The organism is Mariniradius saccharolyticus AK6 (assembly GCF_000330725.2).
Lineage (GTDB): Bacteria > Bacteroidota > Bacteroidia > Cytophagales > Cyclobacteriaceae > Mariniradius > Mariniradius saccharolyticus.
In genome coordinates, this window is sequence record NZ_AMZY02000003.1 from 101,155 (window position 1) to 121,003 (window position 19,849).

Annotated in this window: 20 protein-coding genes; 12 read left to right on the forward strand and 8 right to left on the reverse strand. The window is 46.1% G+C overall.

Annotated features, from left to right (window positions below):
• Positions 1–13: 13 nt before the first annotated feature.
• Entirely contained in the window at positions 14–865 is an 852-nt protein-coding gene (locus C943_RS01675) for a hypothetical protein (protein ID WP_157198392.1), read from the forward strand.
• 132 nt (positions 866–997) lie between these two features.
• Positions 998–2,176 carry an acetyl-CoA C-acyltransferase gene (locus C943_RS01680; RefSeq protein ID WP_008623621.1) on the forward strand — a complete coding sequence of 393 codons (1,179 nt, stop codon included), beginning with the start codon at positions 998–1,000 and terminating at the stop codon, positions 2,174–2,176.
• A gap of 126 nt (positions 2,177–2,302) precedes the next feature.
• Here the strand turns inward: C943_RS01680 and C943_RS01685 are convergent, their stop codons facing one another.
• Positions 2,303–3,067 (reverse strand): creatininase family protein, encoded by a 765-nt coding sequence (locus C943_RS01685; protein ID WP_008623622.1) that lies wholly within the window; start codon positions 3,065–3,067, stop codon positions 2,303–2,305.
• A 225-nt stretch (positions 3,068–3,292) separates the two neighbouring features.
• Here C943_RS01685 and C943_RS01690 point away from each other — a divergent pair, with 225 nt between their 5' ends.
• The 6 genes from C943_RS01690 (at position 3,293) to C943_RS01715 (ending at position 8,718) form a co-directional block, all read left to right on the forward strand.
• A complete protein-coding gene (locus C943_RS01690; protein WP_008623625.1) occupies positions 3,293–4,297 on the forward strand; it encodes an isoaspartyl peptidase/L-asparaginase family protein in 1,005 nt (334 codons plus the stop codon).
• Positions 4,290–5,030: a copper homeostasis protein CutC gene (locus C943_RS01695; protein ID WP_040478633.1), complete on the forward strand. Its 741-nt coding sequence runs from the start codon at positions 4,290–4,292 to the stop codon at positions 5,028–5,030. The genes C943_RS01690 and C943_RS01695 overlap by 8 nt, the downstream gene beginning before the upstream one ends.
• Positions 5,027–5,605, forward strand: a complete 579-nt coding sequence (locus tag C943_RS01700; RefSeq protein ID WP_008623628.1) for a sugar O-acetyltransferase — start codon at positions 5,027–5,029, stop codon at positions 5,603–5,605. Before C943_RS01695 ends, C943_RS01700 begins: the two co-directional genes overlap by 4 nt.
• An 81-nt stretch (positions 5,606–5,686) precedes the next feature.
• Positions 5,687–7,231 carry an FG-GAP repeat domain-containing protein gene (locus C943_RS01705; protein WP_008623629.1) on the forward strand — a complete coding sequence of 515 codons (1,545 nt, stop codon included), beginning with the start codon at positions 5,687–5,689 and terminating at the stop codon, positions 7,229–7,231.
• A 149-nt stretch (positions 7,232–7,380) separates the two neighbouring features.
• The gene (locus tag C943_RS01710) at positions 7,381–7,839 is read left to right on the forward strand and encodes a CBS domain-containing protein (protein WP_008623631.1); all 459 of its coding nucleotides are present in this window, start codon (positions 7,381–7,383) and stop codon (positions 7,837–7,839) included.
• An 81-nt stretch (positions 7,840–7,920) separates the two neighbouring features.
• Entirely contained in the window at positions 7,921–8,718 is a 798-nt protein-coding gene (locus C943_RS01715) for an endonuclease/exonuclease/phosphatase family protein (protein WP_040478726.1), read from the forward strand.
• Positions 8,719–8,728: 10 nt separating this feature from the next.
• Here the strand turns inward: C943_RS01715 and C943_RS01720 are convergent, their stop codons facing one another.
• Positions 8,729–9,229: a DUF6265 family protein gene (locus C943_RS01720; protein ID WP_008623633.1), complete on the reverse strand. Its 501-nt coding sequence runs from the start codon at positions 9,227–9,229 to the stop codon at positions 8,729–8,731.
• A gap of 69 nt (positions 9,230–9,298) precedes the next feature.
• On the opposite strand from C943_RS01720, the gene C943_RS01725 reads away from it, so the two are divergent.
• Positions 9,299–10,171: a 3-keto-disaccharide hydrolase gene (locus C943_RS01725; RefSeq protein WP_008623634.1), complete on the forward strand. Its 873-nt coding sequence runs from the start codon at positions 9,299–9,301 to the stop codon at positions 10,169–10,171.
• A 62-nt stretch (positions 10,172–10,233) separates the two neighbouring features.
• On the opposite strand, the gene C943_RS01730 is transcribed toward C943_RS01725, so the two are convergent.
• The 6 genes from C943_RS01730 to C943_RS01755 all read right to left on the reverse strand — a co-directional run bounded on the left by C943_RS01730 (position 10,234) and on the right by C943_RS01755 (position 15,464).
• On the reverse strand, positions 10,234–11,121 hold the full coding sequence (locus tag C943_RS01730; RefSeq protein WP_008623635.1) for a dienelactone hydrolase family protein: 888 nt from the start codon (positions 11,119–11,121) through the stop codon (positions 10,234–10,236).
• A gap of 229 nt (positions 11,122–11,350) precedes the next feature.
• Positions 11,351–12,289, reverse strand: coding sequence for a DUF4097 family beta strand repeat-containing protein (locus C943_RS01735; protein WP_008623637.1), 939 nt, complete (start codon positions 12,287–12,289; stop codon positions 11,351–11,353).
• Between the two features lie 13 nt (positions 12,290–12,302).
• Positions 12,303–13,103, reverse strand: a complete 801-nt coding sequence (locus tag C943_RS01740) for a hypothetical protein (protein WP_008623638.1) — start codon at positions 13,101–13,103, stop codon at positions 12,303–12,305.
• Positions 13,104–13,123: 20 nt separating this feature from the next.
• Positions 13,124–14,149: an outer membrane beta-barrel protein gene (locus C943_RS01745; protein ID WP_008623640.1), complete on the reverse strand. Its 1,026-nt coding sequence runs from the start codon at positions 14,147–14,149 to the stop codon at positions 13,124–13,126.
• 15 nt (positions 14,150–14,164) lie between these two features.
• A complete protein-coding gene (locus C943_RS01750) occupies positions 14,165–14,881 on the reverse strand; it encodes a hypothetical protein (RefSeq protein WP_169334596.1) in 717 nt (238 codons plus the stop codon).
• Between the two features lie 13 nt (positions 14,882–14,894).
• Positions 14,895–15,464 (reverse strand): RNA polymerase sigma factor, encoded by a 570-nt coding sequence (locus tag C943_RS01755; RefSeq protein ID WP_040478636.1) that lies wholly within the window; start codon positions 15,462–15,464, stop codon positions 14,895–14,897.
• A 331-nt stretch (positions 15,465–15,795) separates the two neighbouring features.
• Here C943_RS01755 and C943_RS01760 point away from each other — a divergent pair, with 331 nt between their 5' ends.
• The 3 genes from C943_RS01760 to C943_RS01770 all read left to right on the forward strand — a co-directional run bounded on the left by C943_RS01760 (position 15,796) and on the right by C943_RS01770 (position 19,686).
• A complete protein-coding gene (locus C943_RS01760) occupies positions 15,796–16,467 on the forward strand; it encodes a DUF2490 domain-containing protein (RefSeq protein WP_008623643.1) in 672 nt (223 codons plus the stop codon).
• Positions 16,468–16,601: 134 nt separating this feature from the next.
• A complete protein-coding gene (locus C943_RS01765) occupies positions 16,602–18,323 on the forward strand; it encodes a mechanosensitive ion channel family protein (protein ID WP_008623644.1) in 1,722 nt (573 codons plus the stop codon).
• Between the two features lie 238 nt (positions 18,324–18,561).
• Entirely contained in the window at positions 18,562–19,686 is a 1,125-nt protein-coding gene (locus tag C943_RS01770; RefSeq protein ID WP_008623646.1) for a fatty acid desaturase family protein, read from the forward strand.
• The last annotated feature ends 163 nt before the right edge of the window (positions 19,687–19,849 follow it).

The window sequence follows — 19,849 nt, forward strand, 5'->3', positions numbered from 1 at the left end:
GCACGTGTAAGGTATGATGAGCTTGACGATTAGAATCATTTTGGTTTCATTTCTGACAATGTTGTCGGACTGGTCGAGCGTGGGCAAGAAAAACGCCGCGATCCGCAGTGCGTCGAGAAGTTATGCCGAAGCCGAATACAAGGCTTCCATCGAGAACCATTTAAAATTGGTCAATGAGTTTGAATTGACAACGTCAGATGTCAATTTCAATCTGGCCTTGAGTTATCATTATGCGGATTCGCTGGACATCGCGCAAAGGACTTACCAATCACTTTACAGCAGCCCTGACAAAACAATCGCATCTTTCTCATTCAACCAAAATGGAACCATTCTCGCGGGACAAAAGAAATACGAGGAAGCCCTCGACGCGTTCAAATGGTCGCTGATCCATATGCCAGAAAATGAGTCCGCCCGATACAATTATGAATTGCTGAGCAGGTGGCTCCAGCAAAATCCTGAGCAAAAAGACCAACCTAAAGAACAAGAACAGGAACAAAGCGAGGAGGAGAAGAACGAGGAACAACAGCAACAGGATCAGCAGCAGCAAAACCAGGAAAAGAAAGACGGAGAGGGCGAAGAGGAAACCGAAGAAGATGAAGCTTCGGAATCCCAGAAGAAAGAAGATAAATCTGGCGAAAAAACCCAAGAGGAGAAGGAATCCGAGGAGGCAAGTGACATCGAAAGTGACCTGAGCGATCGGGAAAAAAGAATGGAACAACTCCGCGAGAAGCTCAAGGAAATGAACATTTCTCCAGAACAGGCCTCCCAAATCCTTGATGCCATGAATGCGGCGGAGCTTCGCTTTATTCAGCAAAACAAAAAGAAGCCTACCAAGCGACCTTCCAAGAACCTGCCTGAGTGGTAATGCTGTATCCAAATTGTTTCTCTTTTTAATGAAAAGACTTCAAGACATGGCGGAATATCTTTGGAAGCAGCGCCTAAGTCTTCTGTCTCACATCTTGAGTCTAAAGTCTTCACAAAACCAAAATATAAACCCATGAAAGAAGTATACATCATCTCCGCGGTCCGTACGCCGCTTGGAAGCTTTGGAGGAAAGTTATCTGGATTGACAGCCGTGGAACTCGGCAGCATCGCCATCAAAGGTGCCATCAAAAAAGCAGGAGTCGATCCGAAAGAAGTACAGGAAGTCATGATGGGAAATGTGATTTCGGCCAATTTGGGCCAAGCCCCGGCAAGGCAGGCAGCTATTGGTGCGGGTATCGGCTACCATGTTCCCTGTACGACAATCAATAAAGTATGTGCCTCAGGGATGAAAGCAGTCATGTTTGCTGCCCAATCCATCATGACAGGGCAAAATGACATTGTTGTAGCGGGCGGGATGGAAAGCATGTCCAATGTGCCCTACTATGTTCCCAAAGCGAGATTTGGATACAAATATGGCAATGCCGAGCTATTGGATGGATTGGTGAAGGATGGACTTTTCGAGGTGTACTACAAATTCCCCATGGGTAACTGTGCCGACCATACTGCCAAGGAAATGAAAATCAGCCGTGAGGAACAGGATGCCTATGCGATCCAATCCTACACCCGCGCCGCCGAAGCATGGAAGAAAGGTTCGTTCCGTGAAGAGGTAGTCCCCGTCGAACTTCAGGGGAGAAAAGGCGAGACCGTGGTAATAGATGAAGACGAGGAATACAAAAACGTATTTTTTGACAAGATACCAAGCCTAAAGCCTGTTTTCGAAAAAGATGGTACGGTGACTGCCGCAAATGCATCCACGATGAATGACGGTGCTTCCGCCTTGGTACTCATGAGCAAAGAAAAGGCGGATGCCTTGGGACTTAAGCCCATTGCCAAAATCCTTGGCTTCGCGGATGCGGCCCAGGATCCGCTTTGGTTTACCACCGCGCCAGCTTTGGCTATTCCAAAAGCCATCAAGCATGCGGGCATTTCTGCAAGAGACGTGGATTTTTACGAAATCAACGAGGCATTCTCAGCAGTAGCGATTGCAAACCAACGGGAACTCGATATCGATCCTTCAAAGCTGAATGTCTATGGTGGTGCAGTGTCATTGGGTCACCCACTTGGGGCTTCCGGTGCAAGAATTATCACTACGCTCAATTCCGTCCTGCATCAGGAGTCCGGAAAGATCGGTGTGGCAGGCATCTGCAACGGCGGAGGCGGTGCTTCTGCGATTGTGATTGAGAAGGTCTAATCAATGATCCAGAATTACAAAGGGGGATTGGAAACTTTCCCCCTTTTTTGTGGAATAAATAGCTAAGCACCCTTTAAGGGTATGGATTTTTTGTTTTTCGATTCTGGGAAACGGCGATCGATGCTTTCAGCTTCTATACAACTCCTTCAAATCCGCTTCGCAAAGATCAATCATCAGTTGCCCAACCTTGGCGCAGATATCGTCGAAATAACGTTTTCCCTTTCCTGCAGTTGATTTTTTCGGATTGCCAATACCCGTGTCTTCGGTGACCTGCGACCATTTGCGCTCCGTCCAAGCCCATTTCTCTCGGATTCCCGGAATGACGGATTTTTTCTCCCTTCCTTCCCCAGCTTCTTCTAGCGGCAAGACCAATTTCGGGTGCAGGTACATGATGAGACTGGTTTCCATTTCATCCGCATGGTCCCCGCCTTCTTCAAAATAGAGGCTTTTGTCCAAGGCTTGGTACCAGTTGCAGGTGACGAGGAGCATCCTTGGAAACATCAGCCCCAACTCCCTCAGCATGGTTTTGAAGTCGTTGCCGCCGTGGCTGTTGAGGATCATAAATTTCCTCATACCCTGACGGTCGAGCACGGTCAGGATGTCCTTCAAAATGGCAAACTGCGTACTCGGGTTCATGTTGATATCCAGATAGATATCGCTTTGGCCTGTATTGACGCCAAACGGTATCGTAGGGAGGATGACGACTTTGGATCCCCTTTCCCAAGCAAACTTCCCTGCACCGGCGCCGATGGCATCTGCTTCAAAAACGTCCGTTCCGTAGGGCATGTGGTAATTGTGAGCCTCTGTGGCGCCCCAAGGCAGCACCGCCAAATCAAATCTTTCGTGTTGGAGTCTCTTCCAGTTGGTTTCGGCTAAAATATAGGGTCTCATGTTGTGTTTGATTTTTGGAGGAAGATAGGGTTTCGGTGGGTTTATGTCCACAAAAACAAAGATAATCGATAGAATTTTTGCTTGTCAATTTTGCCCGTCATGGTCTCCATACGCGTCATCTGTAACCAAACGAAGATTTTTTCTTGATTCAAGTATCCTCCTTCCACTTTTCAGCGATTTTTTTCCAATATTGAATCGTCAATCCACCAAACAAAAATTGCCAATATGGGTACCAATAGACGTACTTTTCTTAAACAATCCCTTGCGTCCTCTTCGCTGTTGATATCTGCGGGCGTTCTGGAATCCTGCGCCAAACCCGTCGCGGAGGAAAAGCCCTCGGAGAAATTCAAACCGCTCATCCTATCGACCTGGAACCACGGCATGCCTGCCAACGACCGGGCTTGGGAGGTTTTGAATGCTACTGGCAATCTGGTGGATGCAGTCGAAGAGGGTGTGAAAGTGACGGAATTGGATTTGGAAAACCTTTCCGTGGGACTACAGGGCTTACCGGACCGAGAGGGCATTGCCACCTTGGATGCCTCCATTATGGCAGGAGATGGTCGCTGCGGATCCGTAGCCTTTGTTCGACAGATCAAGCATCCGATATCTTTGGCGAGGAAAGTGATGGATTTGACTCCCCACGTGATGTTGGCGGGAGAAGGTGCCCGACAGTTTGCGATTGCCCAAGGTTTTCCCCTAGAGCCCGAGGTCCTTAGCCCAAAAGCCGCGGAGCTCTACAAAGAGTGGAAAGTGAAATCGGAATACAAGCCGGTCATCAACATCGAGAACCACGACACGATTGGTATGATCGCCCTTGGTCCGGATGGAAAACTGGCCGGGTCATGTACCACCAGTGGATTGGCTTACAAAATGCACGGAAGGGTGGGCGATAGTCCCATCATCGGGGCGGGACTTTATGTCGACGATGAGGTCGGCGCGGCTACGGCGACTGGATTGGGGGAATCCATTATTCGGATTTGCGGCAGTTTTCTAATTGTGGAGCTGATGCGGCAAGGAAGAAGTCCTCAGGAGGCCTGCGAAGAGGCCGTGAGACGGCTGATTGCAAAGAACTCGGCCAACATCAAGGATATCCAAGCCGGCTTTCTTGCCATCAATAAAGATGGCGAATATGGTGCCTTTGCGGTGCACCCAGGATTTAATTTTGCGAGGCACCAGCAAGGCGGGAAGGATTTGATTGACTCAAAAAGCAGCTTTACGAAAAATGGCTAAGGTATTGATTGAGGCACCCGTGTTTACCATAGAAGCGGCCATGCTTGCCGCAGAGTATGGTATTGATCGCTTGGAATTGTGTTCGGATTTTGCTGAAGGAGGAGAGACGCCAAGCGTGGGAGCGCTAGCTTTTTTGAAGGAGAAACTAGGTATCCCGATTTTCGTGATGATCCGACCGCGTGGAGGAGACTTCATCTACTCTCCCGAAGAATTGTACGTCATGAAAAAGGACATTGCTATCCTCAAGTCACTCGGCGCGGATGGTTTCGTTTTTGGAATTCTTAAACCGGATGGAAATGTTGACAAGGAATCCTGCAAGTATTTGCTGAAAGCGGCCGAGGACCTACCCTGCACTTTTCACCGCGCTTTTGACATATGCAAGGATAAGGAAAAAGCTTTGGAAGATATTATTGATTGCGGTTTTAAGCGGATTTTGACCTCTGGGGGAGAAAATGACGTCGGCAACGGTATTTCCAACATCCTGCATTGGATGGATTTGGTGAAGGACAAAATCATCATCATGCCCGGCGGAGGATTGAAACCGGAACATATGCCGCTACTCAACAGTAACGTCAACCTGAAGGAAATCCATGCATCCTGCAAATCCTTCAGACCTTCGGAGACTGAGTATCGACATCCAGCAGTCTCGTTATCCAAAGAATCGGAATCTTTTTACCAGGTCCTGAGTGTTGACCAAAAAACCGTTAAGCAATTTAGGGATCAGCTGCAATGACCGAACGGGAGAAGCTACTCAAAGGCGAATTTTACAATTCCCGAGACCCAGAGCTCATAGAGATGTATCATAGGGCGAAGGAAATCCTGCGCGAATGGTCGGCGCTTTCCACACGGGACGGTGAAATGCGATTCGCATTGCTCCAAAGTCTTTTTGGCAGTTTGGGAAAGGGTGTATGGATCGAAGGCCCATTCTATTGTGATTATGGCAAGCACATCAGCATCGGCGAAAACACATTTATTAATACTGGTGCGGTTCTTTTGGATTGTAACCGAATCGATATTGGAAAAAACGTACTGCTTGGACCCCACGTTCAGATTTACACTGCCACACACCCGCTATCGGCGGGCGAGAGGATCAAATCCAATCCCGCGCCAGAGGAGGCAAGTTACCAAACGCGCGCTTTGCCTGTGAAAATCGGAGACAACACATGGATCGGGGGAAATGTCCTTGTCATGCCTGGCGTATCGGTAGGTGCCGGTGTGACTGTCGCCGCAGGTTCGGTGGTCACTAAGGATATTCCGGACAATGTGCTGGCGATGGGAGTGCCGGCGAAAGTTGTCAAGGTATTGTAGGGCTATTTTTTTCCGTTTATCAATTATTGATGATTTTTCGATGCTTGATTGATTAAGATTGCTGTAAACCAACTTACCGCAATGTTATTCTTCATCAGGAGCTTGTTTTCTGTTTGTTTTTTGATTGTCTACCTATATGGCTGTCAATCAGCTAAGGACAAGGATAAAGAAGGTTTTGAACTTTTGTCCCAAATGGATCAGCCGTCGTTGGAATTGGACGGGAAGGCTTTGGCGGGAATTTACTGTGCGGCATGTCACATGTTTCCCGAACCAGAGCTTTTGGACCGAGAAACCTGGAAAACAGGTGTTTTGCCCGATATGCGTCGGCGATTGGGGCTTATCAACGAAGAGGATTTTGGCGTCGCGGTAGGGGAGGACAACGATGCTCCTCCGGGGATTTATGCCGCATCGCCCTTGATTACCAGTGAGATTTGGGGAAAAATTCAGGATTATTATTTGACAAACGCGCCTGAGAAACTAACGGAAGGTAGTGTTTGGGAAACTGAGGTGAAGCAGACGGATTTGTTTGAAGTACAAATTCCTCAATTTCCCAACAAACGCCCGACGCTTACTACATTGCTGAGGTTCAACCAAAAAGAAGGGAAAATCTATCTGGGCGATAGGTTGGGAAGTTTGATTAGAATCGATGCGAAGGGTTTCAATGTGCTGGATTCGATCCGTATTTCCTCTCCGGCATCGGACATTTCATTTTCAGATGGCGGATTCTACCTGTTGACTATGGGCGTCATGGATCCCTCCAACTTTTCGGTTGGCAATTTTTCTTTTTATGACCAAAGTTTGAAGGAAGAAAGGATTTTGGAAAACCTCACGCGTCCTGTTCACTTTTCGGGAGCGGATTTGAATGGAGATGGTAGCGAAGAATGGCTGATTAGTGGGTTTGGGAATCACGTAGGTCAGCTTTCAATGTTTGAAAGAACCGAAAATGGTTATTTTGAAAAAAAGCTGAACGCCCAGCCCGGTGCACGCAAGACTGTGGTTTCGGACCTGGATGGCGACGGGCGTCTTGATGTACTCGCGCTGATGACCCAAGCAAAGGAAGGAGTATATGCCTATTTTAACCGAGGTGGCGGGAAGTTTTCTGAAAAAAAATGGCTTGAATTCCATCCTGCCTTTGGTTCTTCGGATTTTGAGTTTGTCGACATGAATGGTGATGGTCATCTCGACCTTGTCATTGTCAATGGTGACAATGCCGATTTATCTCCGGTCGAGAAGCCATACCACGGCGTTCGCGTGTTTTTGAATGACGGCAAATACAATTTCTCGGAAAACTACTTTTTCCCCATGAATGGGGCCTCAGGACTTGTCTTGGCGGATTTTGATGGTAATGGTAGACTGGATATCGCAGCCATATCCTATTTCCCGAAAATTGTCGACGGATCGAGAAGAAATTTTATTCTGCTTCTCCAAGACAAGTCTGGTAAGTTTTCGCCTTTTGATTTTCCCCAAGTCGGCGGGTTGAGTTATTTGGTTATTGAAAAAGGAGATATAGATGCTGACGGCGACGTGGATTTGTTGCTGGGGAGCTTTGATTTCAAATCGACCTTTGCGCTTCCAAGTTGGCAATGGACACCATTTGTGTGGCTGGAAAATAAATCAATGAAATAAAAGAAGGTGAGGTAGTGATTTTAAGATAAAAAATTCCAAATTATTCCATTTTTGATTTTCTTTATTTTAAGTTTTCGAATTCATTTAATTTTTTCTTTGGATAAAGGTTATTTCTTTTTAAATTATTTGGGTACAAAACCCATAAAACCATGGTAAAGAGTTTCCAAGGGGTCCGCGAGGCTGAACCCCGCAATCAAACACAGCCTATCAGCGTGAGGGACCATATGACCACCAACCTGATTACTTTCAGGCCCGACGATACCATCGATAAGGTCTTGGTCACACTGGCATCCAAGAAAATCTCAGGGGCGCCCGTCCTGGACCATTCGGGCAAGTTGGTGGGGATTATTTCCGAGGTGGATTGCCTTTCTGTGGTAATCAAGGGCCAATACACCAACACCCCAAAATTCTCTGCTTTGGTTGAGGAAAAAATGACCAAGGATGTCATGACACTTTCCCCTGACATCACGATTTTTGATGCTGCCCAACTTTTTCTCGAGCACAAAATCCGTCGCTTTCCAGTCGTCAAGGACGGAAAATTATTGGGACAAATCAGTCTCAGCGACATTATCCGTGTGTTTACGAAGTTGAAAACCACCACTTGGTGAGAAAAATAAATTTACGAAATGACCTTTTGGCTAGGCCTTACGGTCATTTCTTTTTTTAGTGAAAAAGGACAACTTTGTCATATGTGTAAATTCCTCTTTTTCTTGATCATTGGATTCTTTTTTTCTTGCCTCGCAGAGGCCCAGCAAAGGACATTGACCTTTTTGACTTTTAATATCTATCACGGAGAAAACCCCTATCATGCGGGTGAATCGAACCTCGCCGAAGTGGCTGCCCTGATCCAAAAATACCAACCTGACTTTGTGGCACTGCAGGAAGTAGACAGTATGACGGTACGGTCCGCGTCAAGCCAAGGCGGGAGGAAGGTGGACTTAGCAGCAGAATTGGCCGAGTTGACAGGAATGCACGGGTACTTTGCCAAAGCCATCGATTTTTCGCAAGGCGGATACGGAGAAGCGATATTGAGCAAATGGCCGCTTGAGTTTTCGACCATTTCTCTACCAACTCCAATGGGAGGGGAGGGTAGAAGCATGGCATTCGCCAAAGTGGAATTCTCAGACGGGAAGGAGTTTATTTTCGCCGGAACGCACCTTTGCCACGAGTTTGAAGCCAACCGAAATGCCCAAACGGAAGAAATCATCCGGCAGCTCCTAAGGCATGAATTGCCCGTGGTGATTGCGGGAGACTTTAATTTCGAGCCAAATGAGCGGGCCTATGGGATTTTGTCCAAGGATTTTTTGGATGCAGCGCTTTTGCTAAATGCAAGTCCAGCCGCGACTTATCCCGCCGAAGCGCCAACATCAAGAATTGACTATTTCTGGATATCGCAGGACTTACGTGGAACAGTGATTTCAATCGAAGTTTTGGATGTGGACTTTTCCGATCATCGACCTATTCTGATGAAGCTAAAGATGGATTAGGATTCAATTCCTAGAGACTTGTCTTATAGTAAACAAATTCTTCAATGGTTCTTTGGCCGTTTTGGGTTAGCGCCAACCGCAGCACCATCTTGTCCCCTTCGCGGTGAAAGGTTAATCCGTTGAAGTACGCAGTTTGGCCTTCAGCCTTGATGAACTTAAACTCGGTCCATTTTTCCTTTTCCTCCCATCCGCTGAGGTCCCGGTTGAAGTGCTTCAGTTTGAGGTAAAGCCGACCGTTTTCTTCGACGATGTTCATGAATTCCGTAAAAATGACTTTGCCATCCATCGAAAACCTGAAGGTGCCAATCATGTTATTGTCCACCGCAGGCAGCCAAAGTTCATCACATTCACCGCCAAGACCCGTTCCTTTCCAGTAGCCGGCTATCCAAGAAAGCGATTCCAAAGCGCCAAGGTTGGCATCCTCGGTTTTATCCAGATTTAAAACCTCCTGTGCGGAGACATGCTGAAAAAATAGGCAAACAAGGCTAAGGGCAAGGAAATAGGTTTTCATAATGCTGTGGTTCAACCTCCAAAATAGCCAATAAATCTGTATTTTCAGACGATCAAACAAATTGAAAACATGAAGAAATTCACCTGGCTTTCCCTTGCGATGGGCATCTGTCTTTTGATAAATTCCTGCAAACCAAGCAATACCGCCGAGATCGTAAGCCTGGAATGGCGGCAATTATTCAACGGCAAGGACATGGACGATTGGACAATCAAGATTGCCAAACATGAAGTGGGGGAAAATTTCGCGAATACCTTTCGCGTGGAAAACGGAATGCTGCAAGTCCGCTACGATGGCTACGAGGATTTTGACCAACAATATGGTCACATCTATTTCAATGAGCCGTTTTCCCATTATATCCTTTCGGTCGAGTATCGCTTTGTAGGCGAACAGGCGCCGGGAGGTGAGGACTGGGCGCTTCGCAATTCCGGGGCGATGTTGCATTGCCAAGATCCAAAGACAATTTTGAAGGACCAGGATTTCCCGATTTGTGTCGAAGGACAGTTTTTGGGCGGCGATGGCACCAATCCAAGAACCACCAGCAACCTTTGTACTCCGGGGACGAATGTAGTAATGGGAGGAGAGCTTTTTACCCCGCATTGTGTCAACTCCAATTCAAAGACCTACCATGGAGACCAATGGGTCAAGGCGCAGTTTCTCGTTTTGGGGGATTCGGTCATTCACCACATTTTGGAAGGCGAGTCTGTGATCACTTACTATTCTCCCCAAATTGGTGGAGGAAACGTGGCCAATTTTGATCCTGAAATCAAAATCGATGGAAAAAAGCTGGATTCAGGTTATATCAGCCTTCAAAGCGAAAGTCACCCCATCGATTTCAGAAAAGTGGAATTGTTTGATTTGGCTCCTGTTGCAAACAGCAGGGAAAAATTGGACGAAGTATTGGCGAAAATAGGTTTTGGCAATTTCGTTTCCAGCAAAAAATAATCCTGCCTGAAAAAGCAAGCCACCAAAGAAGTGCGCACTTCCAGACAGGAATAGATTTTGGATTACCCTAGGTGTTTTCTGAAGAATGCAATCGTCCTTCCCCAAGCCAAATCTGCCGCAGCTTTGTCATACCGAGGCGTTGAATGGTTGTGGAAACCATGGTTAACGCCTGGATAGAAGTGCACTTCATAGGATTTATTATTGGCCTTGAGTGCGGCTTCCCATGCTGGCCAGCCTTCATTGACCCGGGTATCAAGTTCCGCAAAATGCAATTGGATGGGAGCTTGTACGGTTTTGGCTTCTTCTGCGCTTGGTTGTCCTCCATAAAATGGTACCGCAGCCTTTAGATCCGGAACACGCACCGCCATCATGTTGGAAATCCACCCGCCAAAGCAGAACCCGACGACACCAACCTTGCCATTGCAATCTGGATGGTTTTGAAGCACTCCCACGGCAGCAATAAAATCCTCCAGCATCTCGTTGCGATCTCGTTTTGCCTGCAGGGTACGGCCCTCGTCATCGTTGCCAGGGTAGCCACCAAAAGGTGTCAAGGCGTCGGGAGCCAAGGCGATAAATCCATCCAAGGCAGCTTGGTGGGCTGTATCTTCGATGTAGGGATTGAGTCCGCGGTTTTCGTGTACGACCACGATTCCAGGCAATTTGCCCTTTCTATCAGCCGGTTTGCTAAGCAAGGCTTTCATTTTGCCGGCACCTTTCGGAGAATCGTATTCGATGTACTCGGATGCCAAGCGGTCATCATCCAGCGAAAAGCGCTTGGCTTCGGCGTAGTTTGGCAACAAAAAAGCCATGATCGCCGCAACGGTCAAACCGCCTACTGCAAATGCGGACAGGCCGTCCATAAATTCGCGACGGCTCATTTTGCCATGGACATAGTAATCATACATGTCAAATACTTCTTGACTCAGGTCTTCTTTTTTGATGGGTTCCATATGTGGTTTTTTTCTGTCTAAATGATCTCCTTCAACTAGGGAAGCTAATCATAATTTCCCCGAGAATTAGAACCGATCGTGGATAATTGGTTTAAACCGTACATAAAAAAACCTTGATAGTCGCGGGCGCGCTATCAAGGTCAAAGGTAAACATTCAGATTCCTTGGTCTTTTTCCGCAATCACTGCAGGATTTAACCATCTAAGCGACTTTGTAGTGGCATTAACCTACTATTGATTCACGATCGAAATGTTTCCCGACGTGATGCTTCCTCGGATATCTTTTGATGCACCGTTGTCAATGGTAAGGCTTTTACCACCTCTAGACTCGCCCACAGTGATGTTGCCGGAAGTTGCATTGAGGCGATAGTTGAAATCCCTAAGGTTGGAAGGGGTTTGGATTTTGAAATTGCCTGAAGTTCCACTTATGCTGGTGTTGGCACCCAGGCCGGCGTTATTTGCTGTGATGTTGCCGGAGGTTACTTTGAGTTCGCCGAGCTCACCGATGTCTTCGAGTTTTGCATTTCCGGATGTCAGGCTAATATTGACCAACCCGGCAATTTGGGAGGCATTGACGCCTCCACTACCGCAGCTATAGGCAAGGTTGCCTTTGAGGTTGGTGAAAGACGCTGAACCGGATCCGACGTTTCCTTTCACGTTGCCCTCAATGCCTGAAAGCTTGATGGATCCGGAGCCAGCATTCACGTTGACATTGCCTTGGATATTGGTTCCCATCACACTTCCGGAGCCTACCGAAAGGTTGGTTTCCGAGGATTTCACGTTTTCGGCACTGACGGAACCTGAGCCTCCTTTTAGATCAAGGCTCACATTTTCAGGCCCTTTCATTTTGATGTGGCCTTTTGTACGGTTGTTGTTCCAATTGCTGGTTGTCACTTTGTGGGTGATTTTAAGGACGTCACCAACCGTCACGAAAATGATGTCTTGGTTGGGGTTATTGGATTCCAGAAAGGCATTGACCGACACCTCGCCGGCTGATGGGGAACCGATGTATTCTACCTCTAGAGAACCTCCAGAAACTTCGATTTTTTTGATTCCGGTAAAGGACCGATTGACATCGACGATGGTTTGCAACTGGGCAAATGCTTGGATCGGACCCAATAGCAATGCAATCGCCAAAAGGAGTGGTTGGAATTTTGTAACAGTTTTCATAGTGATTGGAAAGTTAAATAATGATACCGAAGCTCAGGGCGTTTACCCTGGGGCCTTTGTTTTGTTGGAAGAATTCGTTTAAGTCATAGTTGATGTAGAAGTCCACTTGGCCGATTCCGATCTCCGAACGGAGACCGTAGCGAAAATCATTGGCAAACATATTTCCCATCTGGAATTCCTTCATTTTGTTTCCATTTGTGTCTCGGTAGACGAATTTGCCGCGTCCACCCAGTCTCATACCTGCATAGCCACCTATGCCGAAGCGGAAATTTTTACTCGAGGTTCTGATAGTCGGTACGAGTGTTAGGTTTGCGTATGAAGCAGAAATTTTGCTTCGAATGCCGGTCTGGCTTGGATGTTCTTCGAAGTAGACCCCATCGGCATTTCGAAGCGCTTGGAGGTTTCTGTCTTCAAACTTGAAATTATACCAACTAACGCCCAAAGTGGTTTTCAGGAAGAAATTCTTCGAGGCATAATAGGAATGAAACGCGTTGATCGCAGGATTCCAGCTGCCCCAAGGTTTCACGGCAGGTGCGGGGTCAGTTTCAACCCATTGATTGATACCGATGTCAAAGGTGAGTCCGCCGTCACTTTTTGGGTATTTATTGAAGTTTTTGGACTTATTCGAGTCCTTTTCTATTTCGGTAAATTCCCATACGGAGTTTCCTTCCTCGTTTTTACTGATTGTGACATCAGTGCCAAAGATTCGAAAGTGCTTCGATTCCTGGACGGTAGTGTCTGGCTTTGACAGTCCCTGGGCAAAACCCAGAGAAACTGTCAAAAACATCAAAAGTGTAATTGTGGCAAATTTCATAGTTGGTTTGTGGAGTAATTTTAGAATACTATACCGATGGCGATGGGATTCAACTCAGGCCCTTTTCCGTCCTGAAATAGTTGGTTGAAATCGTAGGTCGCATACAAGTTGATCCTGCCAAATCCGACTTCACCCCGCATACCGTATCTGAAGTTGTTCAGGAAAATGCCTGTATTTGCATGCTCTTTTCTTCGGCTTCCTCCCTCCAATGGTCGGTACACATATTTGCTCGTGCCGCCCAATCGGTAGCCCGCATAGGGTCCGAGTGCAACTCTGAGTCCTCTACGTCCGGCATCGTTCATTTTTCCAAAATCAAGCCTGAAAAGAGACATACCGGTTAGGTACGAGGCGGAAATCTTGCTCTTGAATCCAGCTACGTCAGTCCTTTGGACAAATTCTATCCCATCCTCACCCCTGACCGCTTGGAAATCACGGTTCTCGAACTTGAAGTTGTACCATTGGAAGCCCAACCCGAAGTCCCAGTTGAAGCCTTTGCTGATACGTTGGCTGGCCATAAAGTTGAGGCCGACGTTCCAGCTTCCCCAGCCTTTGACGGCATATGGTTGCGATGTGTTTGGGAATTGTCCGTTTTGGTCGAGGTAGTTGTTCAATCCCAAGTCTAGGTTGAAGTAGGTGCGGAACGGTGGATCCTGCTTTTTTCTGGTGCCTGTTTCTACGCGCACCTTGGTGTCGGGATTGCTTTCGTCCACGAGAATCCTGATGCCAGCCACATTGACCTCCGTGATCGGTCCGTCTTCGTATACTTTGACAACTTCTTTGGAGCCTTTGGCGCTGTCAACCGTGACAATGACGGATTCGCCTGTTTTTTCATCCACTTGTAGATTGAGTTCCTGGATGATTTGATTGACGTTCATGCCCTTGAGTCGCTCAAAATCTTCTTTGTTGTCAACAACCAAAAAGATCTTTCCTGACTTGCCGAATTCGACAATGATGGTGTCCTGAGGAGCCGTGAATTCCTTTTCGGTGAATCCAAACGCAGCCTGCACCAGGCCCAGCAAGCAAAATAATATGAGGTATTTTTTCATGGTTGGTTTAAGTTTTTATTTTGGACTTTTTTCTTTCCTGGCGGCATTGATGTCAAACAGATTGTCTTTTGCATCCTGCAGGTCTGCGAAGCCTTGTTCCATTTTGCTGATCAATCCACCGATTTTTTCTACTTTGTTTTCTATTCCTGCTATCAGATTTTGTTTTTGGGGTTCCTCTTTGATCCCGTAGGACTTGATGATCACCCGGTAAGCAGGTGCTTCTTCCTCCTCCATTGCCGGGATATTTTCTGCCACTGCCTCGTCCATTTTCAGTTCAGGAAGCTCGATTTCGGGTACGGAAATCGTAGTTTCTTCGGGATGTGTGGGTGTCACTTCAGCGAGCAATTCATTCTTGTTTTCCAAAGCCTTTTTGGCGGTCTTTGTCGAGGATTTTACCTGGTCTTGATCCGTCGATTTTGAAGCAGGGGCTAAGATTCTTGATTCAGATTCTGTTGCTGGTTCCAAAGAGTCTTCAGATTCTTGATTTGTCTCTGGAGCGATTTGTTCCTGTACCAAAGCCGTTGTATCGAGGTTTTCCACCTCGGTATCCTTGACAAGACTCATAATCAAATATCCGAAGCCAAGCAAAAGCAGCCCCACTGCCGCTACCCTTAGCCAAGGGAATGCGGCCTTTTTTTGTTGCTGGGACAGCTGGCTGTCCAGTCTTTCCCAAGCCAATTTGGAGGGCTTTACCTCGTGGGACGAGAGCTTGTCCCGGAAGTATTGGTCCATATTTTTGTCGGTGCTAGCCATTGATTCTCCTTTCTTTGAGTTGCTGTTTGGTGATTTTTTCTTTAAGCACGTTTCTTGCCCGGTTGAGTTGGGACTTGGAAGTCGATTCTGTGATGCCGAGTAATTCAGCGATTTCGGCATGCGAATAGCCTTCGATCGCATAAAGGTTGAACACAGTCCGGTATCCCACCGGCAGGTCCCTCACTAGTTCCATCAGGTCGTCTACTTCCAAATGCTGAAGCTCGTAGGTGGACTCCGAAACTTCGAGCACATTGTCCATGTTGACTTCCATGGCAAGGTTTCGATTGTTTCTCAGCGTAAGAAGCGACTGTGTCACGATGATTCTTTTCATCCATCCTTCGAAGCTTCCCTTTGCTTCGAACTGGGGCAATTTTTCAAAGATCTTCATAAAGCCTTCGATCATCACATCTTCCGCCAGATCCCTGTCTTTGACGTACCGGAGGCAGATTGCGAAAAACTTCCCCGAGTAGGTCTCATACAAGTGCTGCTGGGCTTTTCTTTCCCCCCGCAGGCACGCTTGTACGATGTCCGTTTCAGTTGTAAAAGTTTTTCGAAATAACATGTTGGTTGGCTTTCAAATAGGTAGATACAGGTCTTTGGAAATTGGTTGCAAGGGTATGTGAAAAAAAGTTAAATATTTTTTCGGCATCCGTGTTTGGGAACAGGAAGGTAGGGATTTCGGTCCAAAAAAGCTGTTTCTAGCAGGTCTTGACGGCGTGAATTGATTTTGTTTCAACAAATAAAATTCTGATATTATTTGAAAAAGTCAAATAGCATGGATCAATGTGCCTTGAGTCACATTTATTCTATTTTTGGAGTTTAATAATTGCCAAATGAAGCTCCAATTTATAGCCGTCAGTTTCGTACTATTTGTTTCCATAACTTCGGAATCAATGGCTCAAGGTGACTTTCAGACTTGGCTCACCTACAATAACCAAACACGGCTTTCCCAAAAATGGGGCTACACCTTTGACTTGAATTATCGGACGAGGGGATTTTTTCCATTCCAGTCAAACCTGGCGGCTGCGCGGGGAGGACTTATTTATTTTTTAAATGAAGAATGGAGGTTTTCCGGAGGCTATGCCTGGTTTGGGACCTATGTCAGGCGAATTGACAATGAATGGTTTCACGAGCATAGACTCTGGCAACAGGTACTCTGGCAAAAAAGAAACTCGCGGTATATATTCTCCAATAGGATTAGGTTAGAAGAACGATTTCGAGAGTTTGAGGATTTCTTCCGAAAAAGTGCGCAAGGCTCATTTTTTACAATGCGATATAGGTACATGTTCCAAGCGCAGGGGCTTGTCATTCCTTCAGCAAAGCCGAATGGTTTCCAATTGAGTTGGCAGGCGGCGAATGAGATCATGTTCCAAACAGGGGACTTGACAGGAGGAAGGGCTTTCAACCAAAACCGTACCTTGGCTGGATTGATCTTGTCACCCAACCGTCAAATTGATTTGGCAATTCTTTATCAGTATATTTTCCAATACCAGCCTGCCATCTCAGAAATCGAGGAAATTCAGTCGGTGAGATTGACATTTTTGCATCAATTGGACTTCAGGTAAGCTCAAAAAGAACCGTTTAACAATTCCGTTTTTTTGGTTTTCGGGGAAAATGATGTGTAACTTCCCATAATGTTCTATGCTGGTTTTCATAGGTAAAATCAGTTGTTCGGCGATAGTTTTTCAAGCTTCATATTATGGTTGGTAAAATTTCGTTCAGGAAATATCCGAAAATGGTTGGAATTGCCTCTTGGCTGAAAAAAAAGGTGATCGTGATTAAAGCGATTTGCTTGGTTTTTTATGCCTTAAATGCCGGTGGTCAAACGACGTCAACAGAACCAACTTCCGAGGAACTTGCCGAGAGTGAGTTGAATGGGTATCCAGTCACCGGGGTGTTGGGAGATACGATTTTCTACGTATTTACGAGGACAGGAGCCACCCAACCGAAAGAAAGGGCCCGCCTAATCAGTGAGAGGATACGGACACTGTTTGAATCGGATTTCTTCAATAAGGATTCCGTCATATTGAACGCAGATGAAGGCGCATTTGACATTGTATATCAGGACAAGATCATCGTCCATCTCACTGAGAAGGAAGCGAAATTTCAGGAGAAGGAATTAGAGAGTTTTGCGCTGGAAACACGTAATGCGATAGCCGCGTCCATCGCCGATGCGAGAGATACGTTTTCGCTCAAAAGAGTGCTTACGCGGATTGCCTATGGCGTTTTGGGATTGTTGACGCTTAGCGTAGTTGTTTGGCTCGTTGGAAGAGGATTCAGAAAACTGCTGGCCTACATTGAGGCGAAGAAGGAAAAGCTGCTCAAGAACCTTACCTACAAGGATTATACTTTTCTGACCGCAGAACAGGAGATGCGTGGAATAGTCTTTCTGCTCAACGCTCTGAAATGGCTTGTCATCATCGTCATAGTCTACTTTGCCCTTTCATTGATTTTCAGCATTTTTCCTTTGACAAGGTCCTGGGCAAATCTGCTGCTGGACTATGTACGCAAGCCGGTGCTTTCCATTTTGATCGCGGTAAAGGATTTTTTGCCAAACCTTTTCACGATCATCGTGATTGCGTTGGTCATGCGGTATTTTATCAAGTTCATCAAATATATTTTCAAGGAGATTGATGCTGAAAAACTCAAAATCCCTGATTTTCACGCCGATTGGGCGATGCCGACCTATGGAATCGTCAGGGCGCTGCTCTATGCATTTACGATCGTATTGATTTTTCCCTACCTACCGGGATCCGATTCGAATGTCTTTCGTGGAGTTTCGGTTTTTATAGGCTTGCTGATTTCCCTGGGGTCTTCTTCTGCGATTTCAAACATGGTGGCGGGATTGGTGATCACCTATATGCGGCCTTTCAAGATTGGCGACAGGATCAAGATCGGGGAAATTTCAGGGACGGTGATCGAAAAAACACTTTTGGTAACGCGCCTTCAGACGATAAAAAACGAGGAAATCACCATACCCAATTCAACCTTGCTGAGCAGCAATACCATGAATTATTCGGCGATGGCCCAAAAGGAGGGATTGCTAATACACACCACCGTCACCATTGGCTATGACGTTCCTTGGCGAATCATGCACCAAACACTCATTGCGGCTGCCAAAAAAACAGAAGGTATAAAACCGACCCCCGAACCTTTTGTACTCCAGACAGCGTTGGAGGATTTTTATGTGGCCTACCAAATCAACGCCTATACCAATGACGCGAGAAAAATGGTGCTCATACTTTCCGAACTCCATCAGAATATCCAAGATGAATGCAATGCCAGAGGAATCGAAATCATGTCTCCGCATTATCGCGCGATGCGGGATGGGAACAACACGACCATTCCCACGGATTACCTCGACCAGGATTACAAGGCTCCGGCATTTCAAGTGCAGGTAAAAAAGGATCCCGAACCTTAATTTTCAATAATCTTATTTCCCCGATTTGCATTTTCTGACATTTTGAGAAGCAGAAATTTTGGGTGCTTTTTTTGGTGTTTCCTAATTTTAATCCATTGAAAGTCAATCAATCCACTTTGGATTTTGATGAGGTATTGGTTGATGTGTGGTAGATAATCAGGTGGCTTCCTGGTTTGTCTTTTATGGAAGCTTAGGTATCAAAAATTATCCGAATTTTCTCAATTAATTCCTTCTAGACATGGAGACGCAAAATCCGTCAAAGCCAATCGTAGGCTTCAGTACCATCCGGCCAACTTTTGACCAAAAGCCGCAGGAAACAGCCTTGTTTGCCGAACTCAGGGAGAAAGTCGAAGCAGAAATCGCCCGTATCCCAAAGCTTGAGTGGCAACTCTACCTCAAAGCCATCCTGTTCCCGGTGGTCTATTTTGGAATCTACTTTTTTGCACTTTCGGTTTCTTCATATTGGCAGTTTTTAGGTTTGTATGCCATTCTTGGATGGATGGTGGTATTGATTTTTCTCAACCTACTGCATGAATCTGCCCATGACAATGTCTTCCCTTGGAAGTGGATGAACAATTTGTATCTCCATTTTTTTGACCTCATCGGGGCAAATAGCTACCTGTGGAAGTTGCGTCATGTCGTGTTTCACCACAATTTCCCCAATGTCATGGGCTGGGATCCAGATATCGAAAAGTCTGACTTCCTCAAAGTCCATCCTGAAGACCAGCAAAAACGCATCAAAAAGAACAAGACTTGGATTTTTTTCCTTTACCCATTTTTCCTGCTCAATTGGTTCCTTTTCCGTGATTTCAAGGATTTTTTTAACAGATCGACGATTGTCCGCAAACTTGGCCCAATCCCAACCAAGGAATATTTAAAGCTTTTCCTTTTCAAATTTGCATTTATTGGGTATATGGTTTTGATTCCAAAATGGCTGACCGACTTTTCTTTGGGACAGATTTCGTTGGCGCTATTGGTGTTTTTTTTAGTTGCCGGAACCCACGCACTTGTCGTGCTGTTGCCGCCTCACGTCAATACCAAAAATGATTTTGCCACAACCAACTCAAACGGAAAGCTTCCGTACAGTTGGTTTGTACATCAGTTGGCGACCACCAATGATGTCGATGGCCGCAATTGGTATTTCAAGTTTGTCATGGGTAATTTCAATTGCCACATTGCCCACCACCTTTTTCCCAAGATCAGTTACCTCTACGCCGATAAGCTGACGGATATCATTCGGGATTTTTGTAGGGAAAAAAACCTACCCTACAAGTCAATTTCGCTTGGTTCTGCATTGTGGGAACATTTTGTGCTGATCAAGAACAACGGGAAGCTGGTGGATATTTGGGACGAAGATATGTAGGTAAAAAGGCGATCTTTACGAGTGAAAATCGGATTTGGGAAAGCCGTTTTTTGGTTGAAATTCAAAAGTTGCCCAATTTATTTCCCAGGTTAGGCGGGTTCCAGACATCTCATTTCATCAAATAATTTTTTTCATTCTCCATTTTTCCTTGCCCAGTTCATTA

Excerpts from the sequence above, each read along its gene's own strand:
- C943_RS01675 (WP_157198392.1), top strand. The coding sequence starts at position 14 with ATGATGAGCTTGACGATTAGAATCATTTTGGTTTCATTTCTGACAATG.
- C943_RS01680 (WP_008623621.1), top strand. The coding sequence starts at position 998 with ATGAAAGAAGTATACATCATCTCCGCGGTCCGTACGCCGCTTGGAAGC.
- C943_RS01685 (WP_008623622.1), bottom strand. The coding sequence starts at position 3,067 with ATGAGACCCTATATTTTAGCCGAAACCAACTGGAAGAGACTCCAACAC.
- C943_RS01690 (WP_008623625.1), top strand. The coding sequence starts at position 3,293 with ATGGGTACCAATAGACGTACTTTTCTTAAACAATCCCTTGCGTCCTCT.
- C943_RS01695 (WP_040478633.1), top strand. The coding sequence starts at position 4,290 with ATGGCTAAGGTATTGATTGAGGCACCCGTGTTTACCATAGAAGCGGCC.
- C943_RS01700 (WP_008623628.1), top strand. The coding sequence starts at position 5,027 with ATGACCGAACGGGAGAAGCTACTCAAAGGCGAATTTTACAATTCCCGA.
- C943_RS01705 (WP_008623629.1), top strand. The coding sequence starts at position 5,687 with ATGTTATTCTTCATCAGGAGCTTGTTTTCTGTTTGTTTTTTGATTGTC.
- C943_RS01710 (WP_008623631.1), top strand. The coding sequence starts at position 7,381 with ATGGTAAAGAGTTTCCAAGGGGTCCGCGAGGCTGAACCCCGCAATCAA.
- C943_RS01715 (WP_040478726.1), top strand. The coding sequence starts at position 7,921 with ATGTGTAAATTCCTCTTTTTCTTGATCATTGGATTCTTTTTTTCTTGC.
- C943_RS01720 (WP_008623633.1), bottom strand. The coding sequence starts at position 9,229 with ATGAAAACCTATTTCCTTGCCCTTAGCCTTGTTTGCCTATTTTTTCAG.
- C943_RS01725 (WP_008623634.1), top strand. The coding sequence starts at position 9,299 with ATGAAGAAATTCACCTGGCTTTCCCTTGCGATGGGCATCTGTCTTTTG.
- C943_RS01730 (WP_008623635.1), bottom strand. The coding sequence starts at position 11,121 with ATGGAACCCATCAAAAAAGAAGACCTGAGTCAAGAAGTATTTGACATG.
- C943_RS01735 (WP_008623637.1), bottom strand. The coding sequence starts at position 12,289 with ATGAAAACTGTTACAAAATTCCAACCACTCCTTTTGGCGATTGCATTG.
- C943_RS01740 (WP_008623638.1), bottom strand. The coding sequence starts at position 13,103 with ATGAAATTTGCCACAATTACACTTTTGATGTTTTTGACAGTTTCTCTG.
- C943_RS01745 (WP_008623640.1), bottom strand. The coding sequence starts at position 14,149 with ATGAAAAAATACCTCATATTATTTTGCTTGCTGGGCCTGGTGCAGGCT.
- C943_RS01750 (WP_169334596.1), bottom strand. The coding sequence starts at position 14,881 with ATGGACCAATACTTCCGGGACAAGCTCTCGTCCCACGAGGTAAAGCCC.
- C943_RS01755 (WP_040478636.1), bottom strand. The coding sequence starts at position 15,464 with ATGTTATTTCGAAAAACTTTTACAACTGAAACGGACATCGTACAAGCG.
- C943_RS01760 (WP_008623643.1), top strand. The coding sequence starts at position 15,796 with ATGGCTCAAGGTGACTTTCAGACTTGGCTCACCTACAATAACCAAACA.
- C943_RS01765 (WP_008623644.1), top strand. The coding sequence starts at position 16,602 with ATGGTTGGTAAAATTTCGTTCAGGAAATATCCGAAAATGGTTGGAATT.
- C943_RS01770 (WP_008623646.1), top strand. The coding sequence starts at position 18,562 with ATGGAGACGCAAAATCCGTCAAAGCCAATCGTAGGCTTCAGTACCATC.